We start from the raw sequence: 25,175 nt of genomic DNA, 5'->3' as shown, positions 1-25,175 counted from the left end.
CTCCTCCTAAATCATTAGATTCAAAACTCAATATTATCATAATATTAAACATTTCTATATTAATTTAAAAAAATTCACATAATCGTCAATAAACTAATGGATTTTTCCAACTATTCCTTTATTTTTGTCGTAATTATTTTAAAATATTTTCTCGAAAAAACATAATCAAATTTGTAATAAAATTAATAGTAAATTCAATCTAAAAAACCGTTTATAACAAACTCTTAAAATTTGTTATAATATAGTAAGGATGGTGAAAAAGGATGAAAAAATACTCCAACTATATAGAAATTATTCTCCTTAATTCTCTTCTTTTTACATTTGATATTATTTTCAAATACTACGGATACGTTTTATCTTATCCAAATCCATATTGCATATTAAACATATATATATCTATAAGACATGGCTTAGACATGTTTTTTTTCTCATCCACATTTAGTTTATTTTTCTATTTTTTATCTTTATACATCCACTACAATATAAATATTTTTACCGTTATCTTTACTTGGCCCGTTCTAAGATTTCCGATAGTACTTCTATCTATGGGGTTCATAACCGGATTTTTTAGAGATAGCTATGTACAAAAAATAAATGAACAAAAAACACAAATTAATCTTTTAAATGAAAAAATAAAAGCACTTGAAAAAACTATAGAAAAATATAAACTTTTGACTAATGACCTTCAAAACAAGCTACTCCTTGAAAATAAAGGAGTTTCTTTGTTTGTGGATAGATTAAAAGAAATAGAATTTAATAATCCTGAAGACATATTTAATGAAGCAGTGGAACTAATATACGACTTTGTAAGCGCCATAACTGTTTCCATATATACTCTAAGTAAGAACAACTTTTTACGATTAAAAGTTAGAAAAGGTCCACAAATCCTTCCAAATTCATTTCCAATAGAAAAATCAAAGATAATTTCAATGGCCAATGATTTAGGATTTGCATCTGTAAGTGTTTTGTACATTTCAGATGAAAATGTAGACTTTTCTATGGAACCTATAATGGCTACAAAAATTTCTCAAAGAAATAAAACAATAGGTTTTGTCCTAATTGAAAACATGGACCCTGAGAAAATAAACAAAAATACGGAAACATATCTTAAACTTTTATCAGATTGGCTATCAAACCTTCTATATGTTTCAATTGAACTTGAAAAGCAGACTATAACTACAGATATAGAAAAATTTAAAGCCGTATTTGAAAAGATAGATGAAAGATTTAAAAGGTTTAAAATTCCATACTCACTTATCGAAGCTTCTATTACTAAAGATTTTGATATTAGCAAGATAAGAAAATATATCAGAGAAACTGATTTTGTTTTTTACAATCCGTTACAAAACAAGCTAAGTATTCTCTTAACTTCTTGCAATTCCCAAGGACTAAATCGCGTGTTAAACAAAATTAAAACCGAAAGGAAACTAAACATACTGGAGGCTTATACAAAAGAATGAAAAAAATAATTATATTTGTATCACTTATTTTTGGAATTCTTTCTTTAATAAAATTAAATATATTCTTCTTCTTTCTATATCTAATACTAAACTTAATAGATCTAAAAGTATCAGATCTTATTGGATCTATTATATTTTTCCCGTATTATCCAATAATAAAAACATTATTAATAACCCAAAAAAAACCAAAATATATCCCTATAGAATTTAAAGAAAAAAACATTGAAACATTCAACCCAAACTTTAAAAGTGTTGATCTTGCACCATTTAACATAATCATAAAACACGGAAGTGTTTCACAAAAAAAGGAAGCTATACGTTTGTTATTCGAACTACTAAAAAAAGAACAAATAGACTTTTTGGAAGGTCTTCGTCTACTTTATTTAGTCATAAAAGTAGAAACAAACCAAGATGTAATTTTATACACAACTGAAGCAATAAACAATATTGAAAATTTACTTTTAGAAAAACTTTCAAAAATCAATAATAAAGTAGAATACGCAAGGTATTCATTCTATTATGCACTTTCTCCATTTCTTACCGAAAATCAAAAAACAGATATACTTATCTCTACAAAAAAAACACTTCTACAATTCTTAGAAAAATATCCTCTTAATATAGAAGCAATCCTTTTGTTATTAGATGTATTACAAGAATTAGGAGAAAATACCTTGATTGAAAAAATATTAGATGAAAAACTAAAAAAACTAAAATTTCAACCTCTATTTGAAAAAGCAATGTTATATTATCTAAAACAACGTAATATCAAAGAGGTAAAAGAACTATTAAACGTTTTCTACTCTTATAACTTTTCATTTAAAAACGAAGCACTAAAAATACTCTTGGAGGGATAACATGGATAAAATCCTTTTTATTATAACTTTCATTTTAATAATTTTAATAATTGTAATAAACTACAATCAAGCGGTGATTGAATCACCGTATGAACTAAAAAAACTGCCTTGGAATAAAAGAAGTTTATACATAAAAATGAACGAAACATTTAACGAATTGTACCATAAAAAAGAACTTGGTATTGAAGACTTATCTAAAGTAGAATACCTCATCTTAATTTCTTCAACACTAAAGGATTTTAACAAATACAAATTTGCCGAAAGTTTAAAATTTAATTTACTAATCAAAGAACTTGAAAAATTAAATTTATCATATACACAAAAAATAGGGCTTTATATAATTAAAAACAATCCATCGGAAAAAAAACTAAAAAAAATCTTGGAAGGTGATTAATCTGAAAGTAGGTCTACTTTTTGAAGGTACTTATCCTTACGTGGTGGGAGGCGTATCAAACTGGGGACATTCTTTAATAAAAAACATGAAAGATATTGAATTTTGCGTTATTCATGTGGGTGATACTCCAAGAGAAAGAAAGCAAAAATACGTGTTTCCCGAAAACGTAACAGATTATTTTGAATTCTACCTCTTTGCAAAATACAAATTTAAAAATAAAAGAAAAGTAACAAAAAAATTTACCAATTCTCTAGGAAAAATTATAACCTATCCATTTAATGAAAATAAAATGGGAAAGGATTTATATTATCTATTTAAGAAAAATCTCAATTTCGACTTTACAAGTTTCCTAAAATCTGAGTTCTATTGGAGTTCAATACTAAAATTCTATGAAAAATACTTGCCTTTTGAGAATTTTCCAAATTACTACTGGACATTATATTCTATGATGATACCCTTTTTAAATTCTATGGCTATTGATCTTCCAAAATGCGATATATACCATACAATCACCACAGGATATGCAGGAATTTCAGCTATTTTAAATGGGTTAAAATACAACAAACCCGTGATTCTTACTGAACATGGTATATATCACAGAGAAAGACAACTTGAAATACTACGTTCGGATTGGATTAAAGAAGAATTCAAAACAGGGTGGATAAAACTTTTTAACACAATAAGCTCAATTGTATACAAAGGTGCAAAGAAAATAACAACATTATTTGAAGACAACCAAAAATTTGAAAAAGAACTCTGCAGTGAACACTCAAAAATGCTTGTAATACCAAATGGTATTGATGTAGAAAGATTCAAAGACATACAATACAGAAAAGAAAAACAACCATTTACCATTGGAATTGTAGGACGAGTTGTAGAAATAAAAGATATAAAGACAGCAATAAAAGCTGCAAGAATAGCAAAAGATGAAATAAAATCTTTCAAGTTATACATAATTGGTCCTACCGATGAGGAACCTGATTACTTTAAAGAATGTTACGAAATGGTAGAAATATTCAACTTAAAAGACACGGTTGAATTTACTGGAATGGTTGACGTAAAAGAATATTACGATAAATTAAATATCCTTCTAATTTCAAGTGTAAGTGAAGGTCAACCACTAGTTATACTTGAAGCATTATCAATAGGTATTCCAGTAGTTGCAACAAACGTTGGGGCATGTAGAGAATTAATATACGGTAGTAAAGAAGACATTATAGGTCCTGCTGGCATTGTCGTAAAGCCCAAAGATTTTAAAGCCATGGCAAATGCAATTATCACTTTGTACAAAGACGATTCTTTTAGAAAAAGAGCATCAGAAATAGGAAAAAAAAGGGTAATGTTAAGATATAGGTTAGATCAAATGGTGGGAAACTACAAAAAACTATACTATTCGGTGGTGGAATAACTTGGCGGGAGTCGGATTTAAATTAAATAAATTATTCTTTCAAAATAGAGTTTCGACAGATGCACTTGCCATACTTTATTCTATATTGACCGCTTCAGGTCCATGGATTATTACCACTTTATCTTTGTGGATAATACTTAACTATTTAAATATATTTAACATTTACTTTAATACTGCGATCATATATGGATTTATTTTTTCTATAATAATATCAGGGATTTTTTCTATGTTTCTTTCAAGGAGAATTTCAGATATTATGTATTTAAAAGAATATGAAAAAATTCTCCCTGAAACATTGGGAATAATTGTAGCAAATGCAACTTTATTAATTATCTTTCTTGTTTTATTTTTTCTATTTAATCCCCAACCATTTAAATTTATTATTTCATTTACCTATCTTACACTCTCATTACTTGTCTTATGGTTAATTTCAATTGCGGCAATTTCCACTGACGAAATTAATTGGTACATTACATCATATGTATTAATGGGTATATCTTCTATTGTTTTTTCCAAATTATTTTCCTACTACAACCTTTCGGAAATATATGGTTATGCATTAGGTATAACTGTGGGTATAATAACAAATTTTATAACAGTATATAACACATTTGGAAATAATAATCAAAAAATTTCCTTCGAATGGGTAAAAGAAATAAAAAAATATTGGCAACTTATGTTAATAGGGTTTTCGTATTATCTTGCTATATGGGTTGATGATTTTATAGTGTGGAATAATCCAAACTTTGGAGAGGAATTAATAGACGGATTTAAATTTTCATTTATATACGATAGTCCCATGTTTTTTTGTTATCTAACTATAATTCCCACAATTACCATGTTTATATTGGTACTTGAAACAAGGTTTTATAAAAAATATAAACATTTTTACACTTCACTAAAGGAAGGATACGTATATTCCGAGATATTAACTATAAAAGATGAAATGGAAAAAGAACTTTTACAAAGTATTTCACTTACCATAAAGATTCAAATATTAATTACCACGTTATTTTTTATACTAAATGAATTAAAACTTCTCCCTATATCAAATGAACTTTCAAAACCTATTTTAAGACTGGGACTAATAGGGGCAATGCTCAACGGTTTTTACCTCATGGTAATATTATTAATTTTATACTTCGATTTTAGAAATTTGGCGTTTAGTTTGAATATAGCAGTATTATTTTTGAATATTTTCTTAAGCTACATTTTAGTCTCAAAGATAGGTTATGCATCCCTTGGTGCAGGATATGCCCTTTCATTTTTAATAGGAACTATGGTTTCATATACATTACTTAAAAAGAAAATAAAAGATATAATTAAAATCGAATTTTTCAGACAAAATCCTTCTCTTCCAGAAGGAAAATTAATTAGAGGAGTGAAAAGATGAAAAAAATATTATTAACAATTTTTCTAATCTTAAGCATCCTATCATTTTCTCAAAAAAAGATCTTACTTCTCTACAAAGGCTCTGAAGAATACGGAGAATACATGCTAAAAGATCACGTAATTCCCCTCCTTGAAAAAAATAACCTAAATTTTGATTTAGCAGACATTGAAAAATTTAATTACTACAACATCTCATCAAAACACTATACTGGGATAATCTCATGGTATTACTCAACAAAACTAAACACTCCCGAAGTATACTTAAGACAACTTTCTAAATTTGTTGAAGAAGGCGGTATATTTTTCTTTTTTAACAATTTAGGAGTTTCAACTGAACAAAGGGAAATCAACAACCTATTGAACAAGATAGGTATACATTATATGTATGGATACAAAGTCTTAAAAAATTTTGAAATTACATATGATAAGGATTTTTTTACAGCAACACCAAGTACATTACCACAACCTGTTGAAAAATACAAAATCTTTGCAAAAGATATAAAAATTATTTTAGATCTAAAATCAAAAGATACAAAATATCCATTAATATTTATCTCTCCAAGAGGTGGATGTGCAATTTTCAATAGCTTTTTAAACAACGAAAAGGTTGTACTCAACATTGAAAAGCTAATAGACGTATTTTTGACAAAACAAGTTGGAATGAAAAACAAAATACTAATCGTAAAAGATACATATGATTCAAACTTTTACACAAAGATTCAATATGACCTAAAAAAAACTTTAGAATACGCAAAAATAAATTTTGATATAACAATAATAGATGACTTTTATAACAAATCATTTATAGATCTTTTACCATATAAATATATAATTTGGTGTACAAATTCAAAGTTCATTTCTTCTGAAAATACAGAGATGTTTCTAAATAACGGAGGTACAATTTTATACATAACAAATATTTATAATACTCCCTGGAAAAACAACATAAAAACTGAAGAACATATCGTCAAAAAAATTTTCTTTAAAAAAGAAATATTTCCTTTAAAAAACACCAAAAACGGCATTGAAATTGAAAGAAGTTTTGAAATTTCTTTCAATGTGGATTTACATAATGAAAAAATTCTATCTTATCTTGTAAGTGATAAAAACATTCCAGTAATTTGGTATAAAAAAGAAAAAAATGGATACCTTGGATACATTTATCCACCAATTATAATAAAAGAAACAAGGGGATTAATTTTACAATGCATCCTTGATATGCAGGATTTTAACATAATGGGATTTTTAAATTCTTTTATATTTTATATAGACGATTTTCCAATTCCGTCGTATGAAATTGTTAAAAAGGGAATAAATGATACAAACTTTTACTATAACATATGGTGGAAAGACATGAAAGATTTTTCAAAAAGCTACAATATAAAATACACAATAGTCACACCTTTAAGTTACAATGGTGCAAGTAATCCACCTTTTGATTTTTCCGAATTTTTAATTTCAGATAAACCCTCAAATGCATTAGTTGAAATCGATAACTCCGAACATGAACTTGGATTACACGGATATAATCATCTTTCACTTTTAAAAAGAAATTGGGAAAATGAAAAAAACCTACAAAAAGGTCTTAAATCGGCCAAAAAGTTTATCCAATTAATTTTAGGACATCCTATTTTTATAAATAGTTATGTAGCTCCAAATAATATAATAGATAAATTTGGTATAAAAAATTTACTAAAGGCACTTCCAGAAATAAAAACAATAGGTACCACTTACACATCTAATGATGATTTTTCAGAATACAAAATTATCGGCAACTTTGCAATTGTAATACCACGATCCACATATGGTTATTATCCACTTAAGAAAATCCTTTTAAATTCCATAAACACCCTTGCAAATTTTGGTTCTTTCCAACACTTTATACACCCAGATGACTTCTTTTCAAATGACAGAAATCCTAAAAACAAAACATGGGAAGAGCTATTGTCTTATTTAAGTACATTCTACTACAAAGTTAAGATAACTTTTCCATGGTTAGAAAATCAAACTGCTTCAGAGGCATATCCTTATTTTTTTGATTTTTTAACACAAAAATACGAATACAATGTCAAAAAAGATAAAATGGAAATAATTATTTCACCATCTGCTTTAAAACCAAAATATTTTCTTTTACGCACAAAAATTCCCATAAGAAGCATACTGGGAGGTGACATAGTGGCATTTTATCCTGAAAACGATATATACATATTAAAAACCACTTCATCAAAAGTAGTTATAACTTTTCTAAGGTGATAATATGAAATATATAACTTTATTCCTGATATTTATGATTTTAATATATACTCTAAGTATTGAAAAGATAAATGTACCGTTTATATATCAACTTCAAAATATAGATTTACAAAAAATCTATACCTTTTATACTCCAAAATTTCTGGTTATAGATGTTTTCTACTTAAATGATAAAGACAAAGTTTATCTAAAAAAACTCCAAAAAGACGGCACAAAAATCCTTGCATACTTAAGCATCGGCGAGGCAGAAAGCTATAGAGATTATTGGAAAGATGCTTGGAAAAAAAATCCACCAAAATGGCTTGGAAAAGAAAACAAATATTGGAAGGGAAATTACAAAGTAAAATATTGGTATAGCGAATGGAAAAATATAGTTTTCAAAACAATAGATAAAATTTTGTCATACAATATAGACGGTCTTTACCTCGATTTAATAGACTCTTATAAATATTGGTCAGAAAATGGCTATGAGATAATATTTACAGCAAATGAAATGATAAGATTTTTAAGCGAAATAAAAGAAAAAGTAAATAACCTTTTAATTGTACCTCAAAATGGAGAAGATATTATAGACTTTGATTTCAATAATTTGTACATAAAATCAATAGATGGAATAGGAATTGAAACTCTATTTTTTTACAAAAATAGAAAACTAAAAAGTGAAAAAAGACTTACGTACATACTCAAAATACAAAACTCTGAAAAATTTGTTCTTGTTACAGATTATATATACCCACCAAATAATGAAAATATCTTAAAAGAATTTATTAATTTATGCGAAAAATATCATTTTTATGGATATCCCGCAAATAAAAATCAACGTTTAAAAGATATATCACTTGGTTTGAAATACTACAAAAAATATGAGGGCAATTAAGCCCTCATATTATTTCATATTTTCTTCTTTCCCATTCACTTACAAATGTGGAATATTCTCTCCATTCTTTTCTTTTCATTTTTATAAATTTGGAAAATATATGCTCACCAAGTGCTTCTTTTATTATTTCGCAACCTTCCATTTCATTTATAGCTTCACTAAGATTTTCCGGCAACAACTTTATCCCAAAAATTCCTTTTTCTTCTTCTTTCATATGATAAATATTTTCCTCAACTGGCATTGGTGGTTCTATTTTTTCCTTTATACCAATAAGCCCCGCTTTAATTAAAACAGTAAAAGCTAAATACGGATTACATGAAGGATCAGGTGCTCTATATTCTAATCTTGTCCCCATTTTTCTTGCCATTGGTACTCTAATAAGTGCAGATCTATTTGCAAGAGACCAAGCGACATTTACAGGCGCTTCATATCCTGGAACTAACCTTTTATAACTATTTACAGTTGGGTTTGTAATCGCCGTTATAGGCCTTGCAAACTTTATTAAACCTCCTATAAAATACTTCATTATATCGGAAATATCATCTTTTTCCTCATCGTAAAACGCATTTTCACTTAAATCACTTGTTAACAAACTCATATGCACATGCATCCCACTACCATTAATTCCAAAAAATGGCTTAGGCATAAATGTCGCATATAAATTATTCTTTACCGCTAACGTCTTTATAACTAACTTTACAGTTTGAACGGCATCAGCAGATGAAAGAGCATTACTATATCTAAAATCTACTTCATGTTGTGATGGAGCAACTTCATGATGCGTAGCTTCAACATCTATCCCCATCTCTTCTAACATTACAGCAACTTCACTTCTTAAGTGTTCTGCAATATCTACAGGCAAAAGATCGAAATATCCACCTTCATCTAAAAATTCAAATACAGGTTTATTATCTTTTCTTGGCAACAAGAAAAATTCAACTTCAGGACCTGTGTGAGGGACAAATCCTAATTCCTTTGCCTCTTCCATAACTTTTCTCAATCTAAACCTAGGATCCCCTTCAAAAGGTGTACCATCATATTTGTAAACATCACAAATTATTCTTGCACTCTTTTGACCTTCAAGTGTCCATGGAAGAATTGCAAAAGTCGCTGGATCTGGCTTTAAATACATATCCGATTCATTAATCCTAACAAACCCTTCAATTGAAGAACCATCAAACATTATCCCCCTTTCAAACGCCCTTTTTAAATCATTCGAAGGAATTTCGACATTTTTTAATATCCCGTTAATGTCGGTAAACTGCAACCTTATAAATTTTATCTTTTCCCTCTCAATAACCTCAAAAATCTCATCTATCCCCATAACAAAACACCCCCTAAAAAGAAATAATAAGGCACATAAGCCTTATTTGTTTTGATTATATCATTTATTTAGCAAAAATCAACTCTTACAAGCTTTTTTATGAAATTTCCGAAAGATTCTTTATCACCCGTTTAAAATCAGAAGGAAGGGGGGCAACAAAAATCATCTTTTTTCCAGTTGTAGGATGAAAAATCGAAAGTCTTAAAGCGTGCAGCATTTGTCGCTTAACTCCAAATATTTCATCCTTTTTTCCTTTTCCATATAGTTCATCTCCAAGGAGAGGATGGCCTATGTATTTCATATGTACTCTTATCTGATGGGTTCTTCCCGTTTTTGGAAAGGCAAGAACAAGTGTAGCAACTTTAAATCTTTTTAAAACTTTATAGTATGTTAAAGCACTTTTTCCCCATTCCAAAGGGGCCATTTTTGTCCTCACAACTGGGTTTCTTCCAAGTGGTACATCAATTGTTCCATAATCTTTTTTTATAACTCCAGAAGTAATTGCAATATAAGTCTTTTCTGTGAGTCTTTCCTTAAATTGACTAGATAAGCTTTGATGAGCTTTATCATTTTTTGCAACAACTATAACTCCACTTGTGTCCTTATCTAATCTATGTACTATCCCGGGTCTTAATTCACCACTTATCCCCTGAAAATCTTTACAATGGTACATCAAAGCGTTAACCAACGTACCAGAAATAAAGGAAGGTGTGGGATGAGTCACCACACCTGGAGCTTTATTTATAACAATTATATCTCTATCTTCATAAATTACATCTATAGGTATATTCTCTGGTACAATTTCCACTTTTTTGGGTTCTTCTGGCAACTCAAAAAAAACCACATCACCTTTTTTTAATTTATAGCTTGGTTTCTTTATCTCATTATTTACTATTATCTCCCCACTCTTGATTGCTTTTTGTATGTACGTCCTTGATATCCAACTTGGAGCTATCTCTTGAACAAACTTGTCCAATCTCCATCCTTTTTCCCGCGCTGTTACTTGAATTTCCAATATCTCTCCTCCACAATGATAATATTGCAATTCCAATACCACCCAAAAGTATAAAGAAATCCGCCAAATTGTATATAGTTGGCCAATAAGGCATAGTTATAAAATCAACTACATATCCAAATCTAATTCTATCCACTATATTTCCCAATGCACCACCAATGATAAATCCTAAAAACATATTCGTTAAAAAATCCAAATTTTTGATCAAAGGTATCAAAGACAAAAAGATGGTAATTGCAAGTGTTAAATAAACAACTATTTCTTTTGAATTTGAAAAAAGACCAAATGCCACACCTTTATTAGTCGCATATGTGAAATAAAATATCCATACCTTAGTTGGATTAAACCTCCAATAATTTGTAGCAATATATTTAGTAATTTGGTCGATAACAAATGCTAACGTTATCCAAAACAAAAAATCACCTCACAACTTTCTGTAAATAAACGGTGATGCAACTTCAAATCCCAACTGCCTGTAATTAAATATTCTCTCAGTGTTCCCTATAAATAACAAACCACCTGGTCTTAAGGACTTTGCAAATTTTTCGTACAACTCCATTTTCGTTTCCAATTCAAAATAAATTACCACGTTTCTACACAAAATCAAATCATATCCTGTTTCAAAACGATCTTGTAATAAATTATGTCTTTTGAATAAAATTCTTTTTTTTACTATATCCTTCACTTTATAAGTCCCTTTGCTTGTTAAATCAAAGTATTTTTTTAAATATTGTGGAGGAGTACTAACAAAGGATCTTTCTTCATACTCACCCATTCTTGCCTTTGTTAAAACACCTATATCTATATCCGTTGCATGAATTTTTGCTGTACTTGGTGCTCTTAATTCTTCAAGTAAAATCGCAAGAGAATACGGTTCTTCTCCTGTAGAACATCCCGCACTCCATGCTTTAAACTTTGTACCACTTTCCTTTAAAAGTTGAGGTAAAAATTTATCCCTTAGTTCCCACCACTTCTCTGGATTTCTAAAGAATTCCGTAACATTTATAGTCATTCTATCAAAAAATTCTTCCTTCTTCTTTTCATCTTTCAAAATCAAATTGTAATAATCTTTATAAGATTTAAGTCTATATTTTTTAATCAACATCTCTATTCTTCTTTTAACTCTATGTGGTTTATAACCTGTCAAATCAAAATTAAATTGCTTTTTTACTTGCTCTAAAAACCATTGAAATTCCTCCATAGAAAATTCTTGTGTATCACCAAATTTTGAACCCGAAAGCAAACTTTCTCTTCTCTTTTTGAAATCTTCCAAAGACATTAATCTCACCCCACTTTACATTCATGTACATTTCTTCTTGCGTTATAAATAAATAATTATTTTTGCTGAAAATAGCCATTCCTAGCAAATTATTTACAGGATTAAAATACAGTCCAAAATACTCGTCTTGAAAATACAACGCCGCTTCTAGCCCGTATTCATCGTAAAAAAAGATCAAATCATCTATTTGAATCCCAAAGATATTCTTTTCTAAAAATTTTTCATAAAAAATTCTGAAATCTTTGTATTTTAGTCCAACATTAATTAAGCCTTCTTTAAAGGATACATCCAAAAAATTTCCAGAAAAATAACAATAATCATTATAAAAACCTGTAAAACCATATCTTACATTCAAACCCATTTCATATGGATTTACAAATACAGAAAATGGAACTTTTCTGTGAAAAAAACCATACTCAACGGAATAGATCTTTGCATTTAAATCAAAAAAAATTTCTGGAACATTTGCTTCAAATACAGGAAAGCCCTGCTCCCAATTAACATTAATATCATATCGAAGCAGGGCTTTAACCTTCCAAAATTCGATGTCTTGAGTAATAGAAAAACCGTACGTATCGAAAAAAGGATCTACCCAAAAATCCAATATTTGGGCAAAGCTTAGAATTTGCAAAAACAAAAACAAAAAAACTATTTTTTTCATTTTATCCTTCAAGTTTGGCCATTATTTCTTCCATTTCTTTGTCATCTATATCAAAATTTGCATAAACTTCTTGCACATCATCATTATCTTCCAAAATACTTATCAATTTCAATACTTTTTCTGCATCTGCACCCGTTACTTTAACGGTATTTTTTGGGATAAAGGTTACCTTTGCTTCTCCCTCAAAACCGTTTTCTGCCAACTTATCTTTTACCTCAGTCATATTTTCTGGAGCTGTAATAACCTGTATAGGATCATCTTCAACAATATCATCTGCTCCTGCATCAATTGCTACCATTGCAAATTCCTCAAAGTCTGCAACTTTTTCTTTCGGAATTTCAATAATTCCTTTCCTTTCAAACAACCACGCAACAGAACCACTCTCTGCAAGAGAACCTCCATGTTTACTCAGAAGATGCCTTAATTCTTGAGCTGTTCTATTTTTATTATCTGTCATAGCATAAATGTACAATGCAACTCCAGCAGGAGCATATGCCTCGTATATTATTTCCTGGTAATCTACACCTTCCAGTTCACCTGTACCCTTTTTTATGGATTTTTCAATTGTATCTTTTGGCATATTTGCCGCTCTTGCTCTTTCTATAACTGCTCTTAATCTTGGATTTGTTTCTGGATCTCCCCCGCCTTCTCTTGCAGCAACTATAATCTCTCTAATCAATTTTGTAAATATTTTAGATCTTTTTGCATCTTGGGCCGCTTTCCTATGTTTAATATTTGCCCATTTGTTGTGACCCGACATTCTTTTACCTCCTTCAAATTATCCTTAACACATTAATTATACCATAAATCATTTTTTCCTATCTTCCGGTTTAATAACCTTGTCTATTAAACCGTATTCAAGCGCTTCTTCAGGTGTCATGAAAAAGTCTCTATCCGTATCTTTTTCCAGCCTCTCAATTGGCTGACCCGTGTGAAAACTTAATATTTCGTTAATCTTATTCTTTATTCTCAAAAGTTCACGCGTCATAATTTCAACATCTTTTGCAGGACCTTCCGCGCCACCTAATGGTTGATGAATCATGATTCTGCTATTAGGCAGCGAAAACCTCTTCCCCTTTGCACCTCCAGCAAGCAAAACAGCACCCATAGATGCTGCTTGCCCTATACATATTGTGACAACATCACATTTAACATATTGCATAGTATCGTATATGGCAAGCCCAGCACTTACAGATCCACCCGGAGAATTTATATACAATTGTATATCTTTATCTGGATCTTCTGCTTCTAAAAAAAGAAGCTGTGCTACTATTAAATTTGCAACATGATCATCTATGGCGCTGCCCAAAAAGATTATTCTATCCTTTAATAATCTGGAATAAATATCATAAGCCCTTTCATATTTTCCGGTATTTTCAACTACCATTGGGACATATTGATCAATTATTTTCTTCACTCTCTTCACCTTCTTTATTCACATCGACAATTTCTCTTTGAACTTTTTCTGCAGCTTTATCAATAACTTTATCCACAAAAATCATATTCTCTATTTCTTCTCTTATCTCTGGTTTTTCTTTCGCTAAAACCTTTGCCCTTTCAACACTAATACCCCAATAAGGTGCCAAAATTTCGGCGTATTTTTCCAATTCTTCATCAGATACTTTTCTTTCAATGTTATACTCTTTTGCAAGCTTTTCAATTGCAGACTCTTTCTTTAATTCAGTTACATAGTAATCTTTTAAAGATTCTAAAGCCTTTTCTTCAGTTTCGTATTTTTTCACGTAATCTTCATATTTATTTTCTTCTTTCATATTGTTGACTATAAGCCTTACAGCATAATCTATAGTTTTCTCAGAAATAAACAATTCAGTCACATCTGGAAGTTGTGCCAAGATCTGTTCCCTTATTGAATGCTTAATTTCATCATCGTAAATTTTTGTACCTTCTTCTCTTATTTTATTCTTAAGTTCTTCCAAAGTTTCTAGATGTAGTTCGGATAAATTATTTTTTACAAATTCATCGGTTAATTCAGGCAAATTTCTTTTATAAACTTCTAGGATTTCCAATTTATAGTGATAAGTAACACTTTCCCCTTCTTTTCCTGCAAATTCTCTATCAAATTCTACTACATCCCCTTTTTTATGTCCTACTACATTTTTAACGGTTGGTCTTTCATCCTCTTTATACAACACGTATTCATCTTCTTTTCCATCTATTAAAACTTTTCCCGTCTCTTTATTAACCACAAAAACTCTAACTCTAACTAGATCATCAAATTCTGCAGGTCCCTCTTTTGGTTCTAAAACAGCATGTTCTTCCTTTAAAGAATTCAATCTCAAATCAAGGTAATTATCTAGTACTTGTTCCTTATTTGCAATTCTAACCTTAATTTTTTCAACTTCAACTTTTGCAACAGGCTTTTTATGGAAATTTACAACTACTCTTCCATTTTCAGAATTTATTTCCTTTTCCACAATTTCTGGAATTAACAAGAGGTTAGTCTCTTCTTTAAAAGATTTATAAACCTCTTCCAACAATTGCTCAAAGACAAAATAGTCATAAAAATCTTTTCCAAATCTCATTTTAAAAACACTAAGAGGGACTTTTCCTTTTCTAAACCCCTCCACAGTATATTTTCTATTCAATTCGTTTAAAGTCCTTCTTTCAGCAGTTTTAATATCTGTACCATCAAATATATATTCCTTAGTCACAATGTTTTTATCAACACCTAGCTCTTTTATTTCCATACTACACCTCCTCAAAGAGTAAAAAAGGGGGACTTCCCCCTTACTCTTCTATTACAAGTTTTATCAATGACATCTCTGCACCATCGCCTCTTCTTGGACCTATTTTATAAATAGCCGTGTATCCACCTGGTCTATCAAGATACTTTGGTGCAATTTCATCAACGAGTTTATTAACTAATTTTCTATCACCTAATGCTTTGAAAATTTCCCTTCTTAAAGCTACTTCTCTTTCTTTTTTATCTGCCTTTTTCGCCTTTATTGCCTTTGTCATTAATTTTTCAAAAAATTCTTGTGCCGCTTTTGCCTTTTTGGTGGTAGTAATTATACTACTATGTTCTATAATTTCCCTTGATAAATTTCTTAGCAAGGATCTTCTATGGCTTCCATATCTTCCAATTCTATGTTTTTTCATTCTGTGTCTCATTTCATTCTTCCTCCCTTCCAAAGCTTATTCCAAACTTTTCCTTCAGCTTTTCTTTTACCTCATCTAGGGATTTTTGTCCGAAGTTTTTAATTTTTAACAATTCATCTTCTCCTCTTTCAAGCAAATCTCCTATTGTCTCTATTTTATCCCTCTTTAAACAATTTAATGCTCTCATGGACAGATCTAGCTCATCTATCTTTCTACTTAAAACATCATCTTCATCTACCATCTCTTCAATCACTTCTGTGTTTGTAGTTTCGATTACAATTGCATTATCTTCCATATCACCAAAACTTTCTTCAATTAACTTAAAGTGATCATTTATTATCTTAACAGATTGTTTTAATGCTTCTATAGGTTTTATATTTTTCTTAGTCCAGATTTCTAAAATCAATTTATCATAGTCAGTCTTTTTACCAACCCTAACATTCTCAACTTTCCAATTAACCTTAAGAACAGGGTTGTATACTCCATCCAAAACAATCCATCCTATATCTGGTTTTTCATTTCTTTCTGCAGCTGGCACAAAACCTTTACCTATCGTTGCATACATCTTTATTTCAATATCCGCATCTTCATTTGCAGTTGCAATGTGCAGATTTGGATTTGCGACTGTTACCCCCGCAGGCACAATAATATCCCCAGCTTTAATTTCTCCTTCTCCTTTGTGCTGAATACTCAACTCTACTGGACTTTCTATGTAACTTTCCATCTTTAGTTGTACTTTCTTTAAATTTAAAAGTATCTCTATTATATCTTCTTTTATCCCTTCTATAGTGTCAAATTCATGGTATTTTTCTGGTCTTACAAACTTTACATCCGTTATCACAAGTGATGGGATGGAAGAAAGCAAAACCCTTCTTAATGTATTCCCTATAGTTGTAGCGTATCCTTTTTCCAGCGGAAAAAGAACAAACCGGGCATAATAATGTTCATCCGCTTCCGAATGATCTTCCATTTTAAGACCTTTAGGCATAATAAAATCCATAATTTATCACCTCGAGTACAATTCGATAATTGCTTGTACGTCAACTGGAAGATCAATAACTTCTTCTAGTTTTGGATGTCTTTCATAAACCCCTTTATAATTATCAAAATCTACTGAAACCCATGGCATTCTATTTTTATCTTTATTCAATTCTATTGCATTTTTAATTGGCAAAATATCCCTACTTTTTTCCCTTACTTCAATCACATCTCCCGGTCTAACTTGATAAGATGGAATCGTTACTTTTCTTCCATTAACCATAAAATGTCCGTGATTTACAAGCTGCCTTGCAGTTGTTCTATTAACTGCAAATCCCAACCTATACACTACGTTATCGAGTCTTCTTTCCACCTGTATAACAAGATTTTCACGGGTATCCCCCGTTTTTTTAGCAGCAGTCTCATAATATCTTCTAAATTGTGCCTCAAGTACCCCATATATCCTTTTCATAGTTTGCTTTGCCCTTAATTGTATACCATATTGCGTTAACTTCTTCTTGTCTCTTCCATGATCACCTGGAGCAAAAGGTCTCCTATCAAATGCACATTTATCAGTAAAGCACCTTTCGCCTTTCAGGTACAACTTCATTCCTTCGCGCCTGCAAAGTTTACATTGTGGACCTGTATATCTAGCCATTTATTTCCCTCCCTTAAACTCTTTTCTTCTTTGGCCTACAGCCATTAAATGGAATAGGTGTAACGTCTTTAATAATCCCAATTTCAAGTCCCGCTGCTTGGAAAGTCCTAATTGCAGCTTCTCTTCCTGAACCTGGTCCTTTAACCAAAATATCAACTTTTTTCATACCAAGTTTTACCGCTTCTTTGGCAACTTGATCTGCTGCAAGTTGTGCTGCATAAGGCGTTCCCTTTCTTGTTCCTTGGAATCCTGCAGTTCCTCCACTTCCCCAGGTGATTACTTTTCCATCTGGATCGGTTAAGGTAATAATAGTGTTGTTGTATGTTGACTTAATATGTACAACGCCACGATCAACAGATATTTTCTTTTTCCTTTTAACAACCCTACGCGTTTTTTTTGCCATTTATGTCCCTCCTTATTTTTTCTTCTTGATTCTACTTGGTCTTGGACCTTTTCTCGTTCTTGCATTAGATTTTGTCTTTTGACCTCTTACTGGTAACCCCAATTTATGCCTTAATCCTCTATAGCATCCTATATCGATTAACCTCTTTATATTTTGCATTACTTCTGATCTTAATTCACCTTCAACTTTAAAGTTCTGTTGAATAAATGTGGCTATTTTACTAATTTCTTCATCATTTAATTCTCTTACTCTTTTATTTGGATCCACATTTGTCGCTTCACATACTAATTTCGCTCTAGTCCTACCAATACCATATATATAAGTAAGAGCAATTTCTACCTTCTTATCATTTGGTATTTCAACACCAACAATACGAGCCATCTATCTCCCTCCTCAACCTTGCTTCTGATTGTGCTTTGGATTCACCTTACAAATAACGTAAACTCTACCTTTTCTTTTTATTATTTTACAATGCTCACATCTTTTCTTCACAGATGATTGTACTTTCATGGCACTCTCTCCTTTCTTCTATGACTTTTTCCTGTAAACTATTCTTCCCTTGGTTAAATCATAAATTGTTAACTCAACTACTACTTTATCTCCTGGCACTAATCTTATAAAATTTCTTCTCATCTTTCCACTAATATGTGCCAAAATCTTATGACCGTTCTCTAATTCTACTCTGAACATAGCATTTGGCAAAGCTTCAACAATGGTACCCTCCATCTTTATAATATCTTCCTTATTTGACAATCTTATCACCCCACCTGGGTTAAAACTTCACATCCGTCTTTTTTTACTAACAAAGTATGTTCAAAATGAGCTGCTCTTTTTCCATCAACTGTAACCACAGTCCATCCATCTTCTAAAACCGCTACGTGCCAGCCGCCTTCAGTAACCATAGGTTCTATTGCAATAGTCATACCCTCTCTTAATATTACACCCGTTCCTTTTTTTCCATAATTTGGAATCTGTGGATCTTCATGGAGCTTCCTTCCAACCCCGTGACCTACAAAATCCCTTACCACATTGAACCCATTAGATTCCACATATTTTTGTATTTCATGAGAAATATCTCCTAGTTTTATACCCGCTCTTAATATTTCAACTGCTATATTCAATGCTTCTCTTGTTGTCTCAACTAACTTTTTCCCAACTTCATCGGTATCACCTATTATATACGTGTATGCACCATCACCATAATACCCATCGTATATTGCACCTACATCTAACGAAACTATATCACCTTTTTTAAATACCTTCTTCTTCAATGGAAATCCATGTATAACTTCATCATTTACAGAAACAGTAGTAATATATGGATAACCGTGATAACCTTTAAACGCTGGAGTACATTTTAACTCTTTCAAAATCTTTTCGGCCAAAACCTCTAAATCCCATGCCGTCGCACCAACTTTTGCAACTTTTTCTGCTTCTTTCAATATTGTAGCCACCGCTTGTGAAGCTACTTTTATCTTTTCAATTTCTTCTTTGTTTTTAATGTAAATCAATTCTTTCACCTTCTGATAATATTTAATACTTCTTTTATTACTGAATCAACATCCATACTACCATCCACTGTAAAAAGTTTGTTAGATTTTCGATAATATTCTATTACAGGAAACGTGTTTTCCATATAAACTTTATATCTTTTTCTTACAACTTCTTCTCTGTCATCTTCTCTTTGATATAACTCCCCACCACAAACATCACACTTTCCATTAACCTTAGGAGGAAGAGTTATTAAGTTATAAATCTTGCCACAATTTTTACAAATTCTTCTATTGCTAATTCTCTCAACAACAACCTCTTCACTTGCTTCAAAATATATTGCATACCCAAGTTCCCTTCCAAGTTTTTTCAATATTTCATCTAAAGCTTTAGCCTGAGCAACTGTTCTTGGAAATCCGTCTAATATAAATCCTTTTTTACAATCGTATTTTGAAAGCCTTTCTTTTACAATTGTATTTGTCAAATCATCTGGTACAAGTTCTCCACGTTTTAATATTTCTTCTACTTTTTTACCTAGATCACTTTTAGAAGCTATCTCTTCTCTAAATATATCTCCAGTTGATATATGCGGAATATTTAATATATTTGCCAATTTTTTTGCATAAGTTCCTTTACCAGCCCCAGGAGGCCCCAGGAAGACAATATTCATATTCTCATCTCCTTCCTGGGAGTTTTCCTTTTTTAACAAATCCTTCGTAATTTCTCATAATAAGGTGCGCTTCCATTTGTTGAGCTATGTCAAGTGCCACACCAACAGCAATCAATGCACTCGTACCACCAAGCCATATGCTAACTCCCGTAACACCTTGAACCAAGTAAGGAACAAGTGCAATTGCAACTAAGAATAATGCCCCAACAAAAGTTATCCTATTCAAAACCCTTGTAATATATTGCTCAGTTGGTTTTCCCGGTCTAATACCTGGTATGTATCCACCATAACTCTTTATATTTTGTGCTATATCTTTTGGATCAAATACAACAACACTGTAGAAATACGTAAAGAAGAAAATCAAAACAGCATAAATAGTTATCACAAGTGGACTAGTCATTGAAAATAATGATTTTAAAGTTTCAGAACTTGTAAATTGTGCTATACCAACTGGTATAGAAACTATTGCCCAACCAAATATAATTGGAATAACTCCACTGTGATTCACCTTGATTGGAATGTGAGTTGAAGTCCCACCATATATTCTTCTTCCAACCATTCTGGATGCGTATTGTACTACTATTCTTCTTTCGGCTTGTTGTACATATATAATACCAATAACCATTAAGAACATTACTCCAAGCAAGAAAATCCATTCAAATATGTTTAATCCGCCAAGTACCGCTGTTCTAAAATATGCTGGATATCTTGCAACAATTCCCGCAAAGATCAAAACACTAATACCATTTCCTATACCTTTTTCCGTTATCCTATCACCAATCCACAATAAGAACATAGTACCAGCTAGCAATGTCATAGTAGATAAAAGTGTAAATGTCCATAAAGGAATAACTAACACATTCTCAAAACTTCTTGCAAGACCAAATGAAACCACAAATCCCTGCAACGCACCAAGTATAACGGTCAAATTTCTAGTAATTCTTTGAAATTTCTTTCTTCCCTCTTCACCTTCTTTTAACAACTCTTTTAAAGAAGGAATAACTGAAGATAGAAGTTGCAAAATAATCGATGCGTTTATATATGGTGTAACACTCATTGCAAATATTGAAAACCTTCTAAATGCTCCACCTGTAAAGACATCATAAAAACTCATCAAACCTCCAGCAGCACCCGTTCCCATTTGAGAAAACGCAACCCCCCATGCCTTCAAGTTCACCCCAGGAACCGGAATGTAAATTCCGAGCCTAAAGACTATAAGCATTAGTAACGTGAAAATTATTCTATCTCTAAGTTCAGGTATTTTAAAAGCGTTTTTTAATGCCTTCCACATTGTTAAATCACCTCTGCCTTGCCGCCAACGGCTTCTATCTTCCTCCTGGCACTTGAACTAAAGGCATGGGCAATTACCGTTAATGGTTTTGTTATTTCACCATTTCCTAGTATTTTTACTCCATCATTAATTTTCTTAATTAAACCTCTTTCCATTAATTTATCAGGTGTTACTTCTTCTCCTGATTCAAAATACTTCTCAAGTTGCTCAACATTTATTACTGTGTAAACCTTTTTGGCAAAGTTTTTAAATCCAAATTTTGGTAATCTTCTGTGCAAAGGTGTCTGACCACCCTCAAACCAAATATGAACTTTTCCTCTTCCCCTTGCTTTTTGACCTTTGTGTCCCTTTCCAGAAGTTTTTCCTTTTCCAGAACCTATTCCTCTACCTACTCTTGTTCTTTTTTTCATAGAACCAGGAGTCGGTTTTATATCGGATAATCTCATATTATATTACCTCCCTTATTCCTCTATTTCTTCAACTTTAACCAAATGTCTTACCTTTCTAATCATACCTCTAATTTGAGGAATATCTTCTTTAATCACCGTCGAATTTAACTTTCTCAACCCAAGTCTTTTAACTGTATCTTTTTGATCATATTTGTATCCAATAGGACTTTTAACCAAGGTTATTTTTAACTTTTTCATATTAACCCTCCTTCTTTACACCATAAATAACTTCTTTTGGAGTTATATCTCTTAATTCAGCTATTTTCTCCAAGGATAGGAGGTTTTTCAAACCATTAACCGTTGCCTGAGCCAAAACAACCGGATTGGTTGAACCACTTGATTTTGTCAATATATTGTGAATACCGGCCAATTCAACAATAGCACGTACTGTTCCATTTGAGATGATACCTGTACCTGGTGCAGCTGGTTTTAACAAAACTTTCGCCGCATCCTGTCTTCCAACAATTTCATGAGGAATCGTGCCATTGTGGATTGATACTTTAAATACGTTTCTTCTTGCAGCTGATAAAGCTTTTCTTATAGCATCTGGTACTTCTCTTGCTTTTCCAACGCCAACTCCTACTTTTCCATTTCTATTTCCAACAACGGCTAACACCCTAAAGGAAAGATTTTTCCCACCCTTTGTAACTTTTGTAGTCCTTCTAATTTCCACTATTCTTTCTTCGAAATCTTCACCCGTTGCCTTTATTTTCTGTGCAATATCTGCCATTCAGTGCACCTCCCTTAAAATTCCAAGCCTGCTTCTCTAGCACCTTCAGCAAGTTCTGCAATTCTTCCGTGGTATCTGTATCCACCTCTATCAAAAACCACTTTCTTGATACCCTTTTCGATTGCTCTCTTACCAATTAACTTCCCAACTTCACGTGCCGCCTCTTTATTCCAAGTCTTTTTCAAAGCTTCTCTCAATTCCTTATCTAAAGTTGATGCCGCTACCAATGTATGCCCTTTATCATCATCTATAACCTGTGCATATATGTGTTTTTCACTTTTATATACACACAACCTTGGCCTTTCAGCTGTACCATGAATTTTTTTCCTTATACTTAAGTGTCTCTTTTTCCTTCTCCAATTTCTATTTTCTCTTTTTATCATCTCAGTGTACCCCCTTTATGCTTTCTTTCCTTCTTTCAATCTTACTACTTCTCCTACGTATCTAATACCCTTTCCTGAATATACGTTAGGTTCTCTCCACCTTCTTATATCCGCTGCCACTTGCCCTACTCTTTGTTTATCAATTCCGCTCACTATAATTTTATTTGGACTTGGGACTTCCACTGTAACATCAGATGGTATTTCCATTTCAACGGGATGCGCATATCCGAGATTCATAACCAATTTTTTCCCTTGCAACTGTGCTCTGTAACCTATTCCAACAATTTCTAATTCCTTTTTAAATCCTTGTGTAACACCAATAATCATGTTATTAAACAATCTCCAGTATGTACCTGTAAACATTTTCATTTTCTTTAAGTCTGACTTTCTTTTCATAAATTCAACGTTTGGTTTTACATTAATTTCATTTTCATTAATCTCGACTTTAACATAAGGTAAAAATTCTTGCGACAACTCACCTTTTGGACCTTTAACCTTAAAAATATTTCCTTCAACCTTAACTTCTACGCCATTTGGTATTACTATAGGTTTATTTGCTATACGGGACATTGAGTACACCTCCTTACCAGATATAGGCGATTACTTCTCCGCCAACTCCAATTTCTCTTGCCATTTTGTCAGTCATAACGCCTTTAGAAGTTGTTAAAATTGCTATTCCTAATCCATTTTTAACCTTTGGAAGATGATCTTTATCCACATAAATCCTTCTTCCTGGCTTTGAAATTCTAACAATTCCGTGAATTACTCTTTCTCTATTTCTCCTTGTACCTTTGTATTTCATTTGAATTCTGATGATTCCTTGTTTCCCATCCTCAATATATGTGTAATCTTTAATAAATCCTTCTGTTTTCAAAATTTCAGCTATTGCTTTCTTTAAATTTGATGCTGGAACATCTACTTGTTCTTTTAATGCAACGTTAGCATTTCTTATTCGAGTGAGCATGTCAGCTATTGGATCGCTCCACATTGTATTCCCCTCCTTTTACCATGTTGCCTTCCTAACTCCCGGGAGTTTTCCCTCGTTGGCCATTTTTCTAAAACAAACCCTACATACACCAAATTCTCTATAAACAGAATGTGCACGTCCACATATCTTACATCTTGTATACTCTCTTGTTTTAAATTTTTTGGGTTTCTTCCATCTTTCTACAAGACCTTTTCTTGCCATATTTAAACCTCCTTATTGTCTTTTAAAAGGAAATCCAAAGAGTTCAAGTAACTTCCTAGCTTCCTCATCGGTTTTTGCTGTTGTGACAATTACAATATCCATACCTTGCACTCTTCTTACCTGATCAGGAGAAATCTCTGGAAATACCAATTGTTCTGTCAAACCGAATGAGTAGTTTCCCCTTCCATCAAAACCATTTGGATTCAATCCCCTAAAGTCTCTAACTTTTGGCAGTACAAGATTAATGAGCTTATACAAAAAGTTGTACATATTGATTCCTCTTAAAGTAACTTTCAATCCTATTGGCATACCTTTTCTTATTTTAAAATTAGATATACTCTTTTTTGCTCTTGTTACCACAGGTTTTTGACCTGCAATTAAAGCTAATTCCTTTGCGTGGATATCTATAACATCTTTATTTCTTGAACCTTCACCAATTCCCATATTTATAACTATCTTTTCCAATCTTGGAACTTGGTGAATGTTTTTATAGCCAAATTCTTTCATCATTGCATTTCTAATTTCTTTTTCATATTTTTCCTTTAATGGTATGTACTGCATGCTCTATGCCTCCTTACTTATCTATGACTTCTCCGCATTTCTTACAGTACCTTACTTTTTTACCGTCTTCTAAGAATTTAAATCCAACTCTTGTAGCATTTCCACAACTTGGACACACTAATGCAACCTTTGAAACATATATAGGAGCCTCTTTCTCAATTATTCCTCCTTGCCTCATCTGTGCATTTGGTCTTTGATGTCTTTTTACAATATTTACCCCTCTGACTATAACCTTATCCTCTTTTGGAATCACTGTAATTACTTCACCTGTTTTTCCCTTGTCCTTTCCAGATAGTACCTTTACCGTATCTCCTTTTCTTATTTTTCTTGCCACT

The 25,175-nt window shown here is 31.6% G+C and carries 34 protein-coding genes; 7 read left to right on the top strand and 27 right to left on the bottom strand.

The window, feature by feature from the left end; all coding sequences use genetic code 11:
* The first annotated feature begins 263 nt into the window (after positions 1–263).
* The 7 genes from XO08_RS05625 to XO08_RS05595 are packed head-to-tail and all read left to right on the top strand — an operon-like array spanning position 264 to position 8,638.
* A complete protein-coding gene (locus XO08_RS05625) occupies positions 264–1,460 on the top strand; it encodes a hypothetical protein (protein WP_075666041.1) in 1,197 nt (398 codons plus the stop codon).
* Complete coding sequence (locus XO08_RS05620; RefSeq protein WP_075666040.1) at positions 1,457–2,314, top strand: hypothetical protein; 858 nt, start codon at positions 1,457–1,459, stop codon at positions 2,312–2,314. The genes XO08_RS05625 and XO08_RS05620 overlap by 4 nt, the downstream gene beginning before the upstream one ends.
* A 1-nt stretch (position 2,315) precedes the next feature.
* Positions 2,316–2,708 (top strand): hypothetical protein, encoded by a 393-nt coding sequence (locus tag XO08_RS05615; protein ID WP_075666039.1) that lies wholly within the window; start codon positions 2,316–2,318, stop codon positions 2,706–2,708.
* Complete coding sequence (pelF, locus tag XO08_RS05610; protein ID WP_077287549.1) at positions 2,701–4,116, top strand: GT4 family glycosyltransferase PelF; 1,416 nt, start codon at positions 2,701–2,703, stop codon at positions 4,114–4,116. The genes XO08_RS05615 and pelF overlap by 8 nt, the downstream gene beginning before the upstream one ends.
* Before the next feature lies 1 nt (position 4,117).
* On the top strand, positions 4,118–5,509 hold the full coding sequence (pelG, locus tag XO08_RS05605) for an exopolysaccharide Pel transporter PelG (RefSeq protein WP_077287547.1): 1,392 nt from the start codon (positions 4,118–4,120) through the stop codon (positions 5,507–5,509).
* The gene (locus XO08_RS05600; RefSeq protein WP_077287545.1) at positions 5,506–7,761 is read left to right on the top strand and encodes a DUF2194 domain-containing protein; all 2,256 of its coding nucleotides are present in this window, start codon (positions 5,506–5,508) and stop codon (positions 7,759–7,761) included. Before pelG ends, XO08_RS05600 begins: the two co-directional genes overlap by 4 nt.
* Before the next feature lie 4 nt (positions 7,762–7,765).
* Positions 7,766–8,638, top strand: a complete 873-nt coding sequence (locus XO08_RS05595) for an MJ1477/TM1410 family putative glycoside hydrolase (RefSeq protein ID WP_075666036.1) — start codon at positions 7,766–7,768, stop codon at positions 8,636–8,638.
* Between the two features lie 4 nt (positions 8,639–8,642).
* On the opposite strand, the gene XO08_RS05590 is transcribed toward XO08_RS05595, so the two are convergent.
* The 27 genes from XO08_RS05590 to rplX form a co-directional block, all read right to left on the bottom strand.
* Positions 8,643–9,962 (bottom strand): glutamine synthetase family protein, encoded by a 1,320-nt coding sequence (locus XO08_RS05590; RefSeq protein ID WP_077287543.1) that lies wholly within the window; start codon positions 9,960–9,962, stop codon positions 8,643–8,645.
* A 97-nt stretch (positions 9,963–10,059) separates the two neighbouring features.
* Positions 10,060–10,917, bottom strand: a complete 858-nt coding sequence (locus tag XO08_RS05585; protein WP_233120236.1) for an RluA family pseudouridine synthase — start codon at positions 10,915–10,917, stop codon at positions 10,060–10,062.
* Entirely contained in the window at positions 10,847–11,392 is a 546-nt protein-coding gene (lspA, locus tag XO08_RS09395; RefSeq protein WP_075666721.1) for a signal peptidase II, read from the bottom strand. The genes XO08_RS05585 and lspA overlap by 71 nt, the downstream gene beginning before the upstream one ends.
* A 9-nt stretch (positions 11,393–11,401) precedes the next feature.
* Positions 11,402–12,256, bottom strand: a complete 855-nt coding sequence (locus tag XO08_RS05575) for a protein-glutamate O-methyltransferase CheR (protein ID WP_075666033.1) — start codon at positions 12,254–12,256, stop codon at positions 11,402–11,404.
* Entirely contained in the window at positions 12,195–12,917 is a 723-nt protein-coding gene (locus XO08_RS05570) for a hypothetical protein (protein WP_075666032.1), read from the bottom strand. Before XO08_RS05570 ends, XO08_RS05575 begins: the two co-directional genes overlap by 62 nt.
* Before the next feature lies 1 nt (position 12,918).
* Positions 12,919–13,677: a YebC/PmpR family DNA-binding transcriptional regulator gene (locus XO08_RS05565; protein ID WP_075666031.1), complete on the bottom strand. Its 759-nt coding sequence runs from the start codon at positions 13,675–13,677 to the stop codon at positions 12,919–12,921.
* Positions 13,678–13,725: 48 nt separating this feature from the next.
* Positions 13,726–14,304, bottom strand: coding sequence for an ATP-dependent Clp endopeptidase proteolytic subunit ClpP (gene clpP, locus XO08_RS05560; protein ID WP_232218230.1), 579 nt, complete (start codon positions 14,302–14,304; stop codon positions 13,726–13,728).
* 13 nt (positions 14,305–14,317) lie between these two features.
* On the bottom strand, positions 14,318–15,625 hold the full coding sequence (locus XO08_RS05555; RefSeq protein ID WP_075666029.1) for a trigger factor: 1,308 nt from the start codon (positions 15,623–15,625) through the stop codon (positions 14,318–14,320).
* A gap of 40 nt (positions 15,626–15,665) precedes the next feature.
* Positions 15,666–16,049 carry a 50S ribosomal protein L17 gene (gene rplQ, locus XO08_RS05550; protein ID WP_075666028.1) on the bottom strand — a complete coding sequence of 128 codons (384 nt, stop codon included), beginning with the start codon at positions 16,047–16,049 and terminating at the stop codon, positions 15,666–15,668.
* A 1-nt stretch (position 16,050) separates the two neighbouring features.
* Complete coding sequence (locus XO08_RS05545) at positions 16,051–17,037, bottom strand: DNA-directed RNA polymerase subunit alpha (protein ID WP_075666027.1); 987 nt, start codon at positions 17,035–17,037, stop codon at positions 16,051–16,053.
* Between the two features lie 6 nt (positions 17,038–17,043).
* The gene (gene rpsD, locus XO08_RS05540; protein WP_075666026.1) at positions 17,044–17,673 is read right to left on the bottom strand and encodes a 30S ribosomal protein S4; all 630 of its coding nucleotides are present in this window, start codon (positions 17,671–17,673) and stop codon (positions 17,044–17,046) included.
* A gap of 13 nt (positions 17,674–17,686) precedes the next feature.
* Positions 17,687–18,076 (bottom strand): 30S ribosomal protein S11, encoded by a 390-nt coding sequence (gene rpsK, locus XO08_RS05535; RefSeq protein ID WP_075666025.1) that lies wholly within the window; start codon positions 18,074–18,076, stop codon positions 17,687–17,689.
* Positions 18,077–18,088: 12 nt separating this feature from the next.
* Positions 18,089–18,457, bottom strand: coding sequence for a 30S ribosomal protein S13 (gene rpsM, locus XO08_RS05530; RefSeq protein WP_075666024.1), 369 nt, complete (start codon positions 18,455–18,457; stop codon positions 18,089–18,091).
* Between the two features lie 12 nt (positions 18,458–18,469).
* Positions 18,470–18,586: a 50S ribosomal protein L36 gene (rpmJ, locus tag XO08_RS05525; protein ID WP_012057198.1), complete on the bottom strand. Its 117-nt coding sequence runs from the start codon at positions 18,584–18,586 to the stop codon at positions 18,470–18,472.
* Between the two features lie 18 nt (positions 18,587–18,604).
* The gene (infA, locus tag XO08_RS05520; protein ID WP_075666023.1) at positions 18,605–18,829 is read right to left on the bottom strand and encodes a translation initiation factor IF-1; all 225 of its coding nucleotides are present in this window, start codon (positions 18,827–18,829) and stop codon (positions 18,605–18,607) included.
* Positions 18,830–18,834: 5 nt separating this feature from the next.
* Positions 18,835–19,587, bottom strand: coding sequence for a type I methionyl aminopeptidase (gene map, locus XO08_RS05515; RefSeq protein ID WP_075666022.1), 753 nt, complete (start codon positions 19,585–19,587; stop codon positions 18,835–18,837).
* Between the two features lie 5 nt (positions 19,588–19,592).
* The gene (locus XO08_RS05510; RefSeq protein ID WP_075666021.1) at positions 19,593–20,237 is read right to left on the bottom strand and encodes an adenylate kinase; all 645 of its coding nucleotides are present in this window, start codon (positions 20,235–20,237) and stop codon (positions 19,593–19,595) included.
* Positions 20,238–20,241: 4 nt separating this feature from the next.
* Entirely contained in the window at positions 20,242–21,528 is a 1,287-nt protein-coding gene (secY, locus tag XO08_RS05505; protein WP_075666020.1) for a preprotein translocase subunit SecY, read from the bottom strand.
* Positions 21,529–21,530: 2 nt separating this feature from the next.
* A complete protein-coding gene (gene rplO, locus XO08_RS05500) occupies positions 21,531–21,974 on the bottom strand; it encodes a 50S ribosomal protein L15 (RefSeq protein WP_075666019.1) in 444 nt (147 codons plus the stop codon).
* A gap of 15 nt (positions 21,975–21,989) precedes the next feature.
* Positions 21,990–22,175: a 50S ribosomal protein L30 gene (rpmD, locus tag XO08_RS05495; protein ID WP_075666018.1), complete on the bottom strand. Its 186-nt coding sequence runs from the start codon at positions 22,173–22,175 to the stop codon at positions 21,990–21,992.
* Between the two features lies 1 nt (position 22,176).
* Positions 22,177–22,707 (bottom strand): 30S ribosomal protein S5, encoded by a 531-nt coding sequence (gene rpsE / locus XO08_RS05490; protein ID WP_075666017.1) that lies wholly within the window; start codon positions 22,705–22,707, stop codon positions 22,177–22,179.
* A gap of 14 nt (positions 22,708–22,721) precedes the next feature.
* Positions 22,722–23,090, bottom strand: a complete 369-nt coding sequence (gene rplR, locus XO08_RS05485; RefSeq protein ID WP_075666016.1) for a 50S ribosomal protein L18 — start codon at positions 23,088–23,090, stop codon at positions 22,722–22,724.
* Between the two features lie 15 nt (positions 23,091–23,105).
* Entirely contained in the window at positions 23,106–23,660 is a 555-nt protein-coding gene (gene rplF / locus XO08_RS05480) for a 50S ribosomal protein L6 (protein ID WP_075666015.1), read from the bottom strand.
* Positions 23,661–23,673: 13 nt separating this feature from the next.
* Positions 23,674–24,078, bottom strand: a complete 405-nt coding sequence (gene rpsH / locus XO08_RS05475; protein WP_075666014.1) for a 30S ribosomal protein S8 — start codon at positions 24,076–24,078, stop codon at positions 23,674–23,676.
* A 15-nt stretch (positions 24,079–24,093) separates the two neighbouring features.
* Positions 24,094–24,279 (bottom strand): type Z 30S ribosomal protein S14, encoded by a 186-nt coding sequence (locus tag XO08_RS05470; protein WP_075666013.1) that lies wholly within the window; start codon positions 24,277–24,279, stop codon positions 24,094–24,096.
* A gap of 12 nt (positions 24,280–24,291) precedes the next feature.
* Positions 24,292–24,840 carry a 50S ribosomal protein L5 gene (gene rplE / locus XO08_RS05465; protein WP_075666012.1) on the bottom strand — a complete coding sequence of 183 codons (549 nt, stop codon included), beginning with the start codon at positions 24,838–24,840 and terminating at the stop codon, positions 24,292–24,294.
* Positions 24,841–24,853: 13 nt separating this feature from the next.
* Positions 24,854–25,174 (bottom strand): 50S ribosomal protein L24, encoded by a 321-nt coding sequence (rplX, locus tag XO08_RS05460; protein WP_075666011.1) that lies wholly within the window; start codon positions 25,172–25,174, stop codon positions 24,854–24,856.
* Between the last annotated feature and the right edge of the window lies 1 nt (position 25,175).

Origin of the sequence: Thermosipho sp. 1074 (assembly GCF_001999655.1) — a bacterium.
Taxonomy (GTDB): domain Bacteria; phylum Thermotogota; class Thermotogae; order Thermotogales; family Fervidobacteriaceae; genus Thermosipho; species Thermosipho affectus.
Note: the sequence above shows the minus strand (reverse complement) of the source record. Positions and strands in the feature narration are given on the sequence as shown.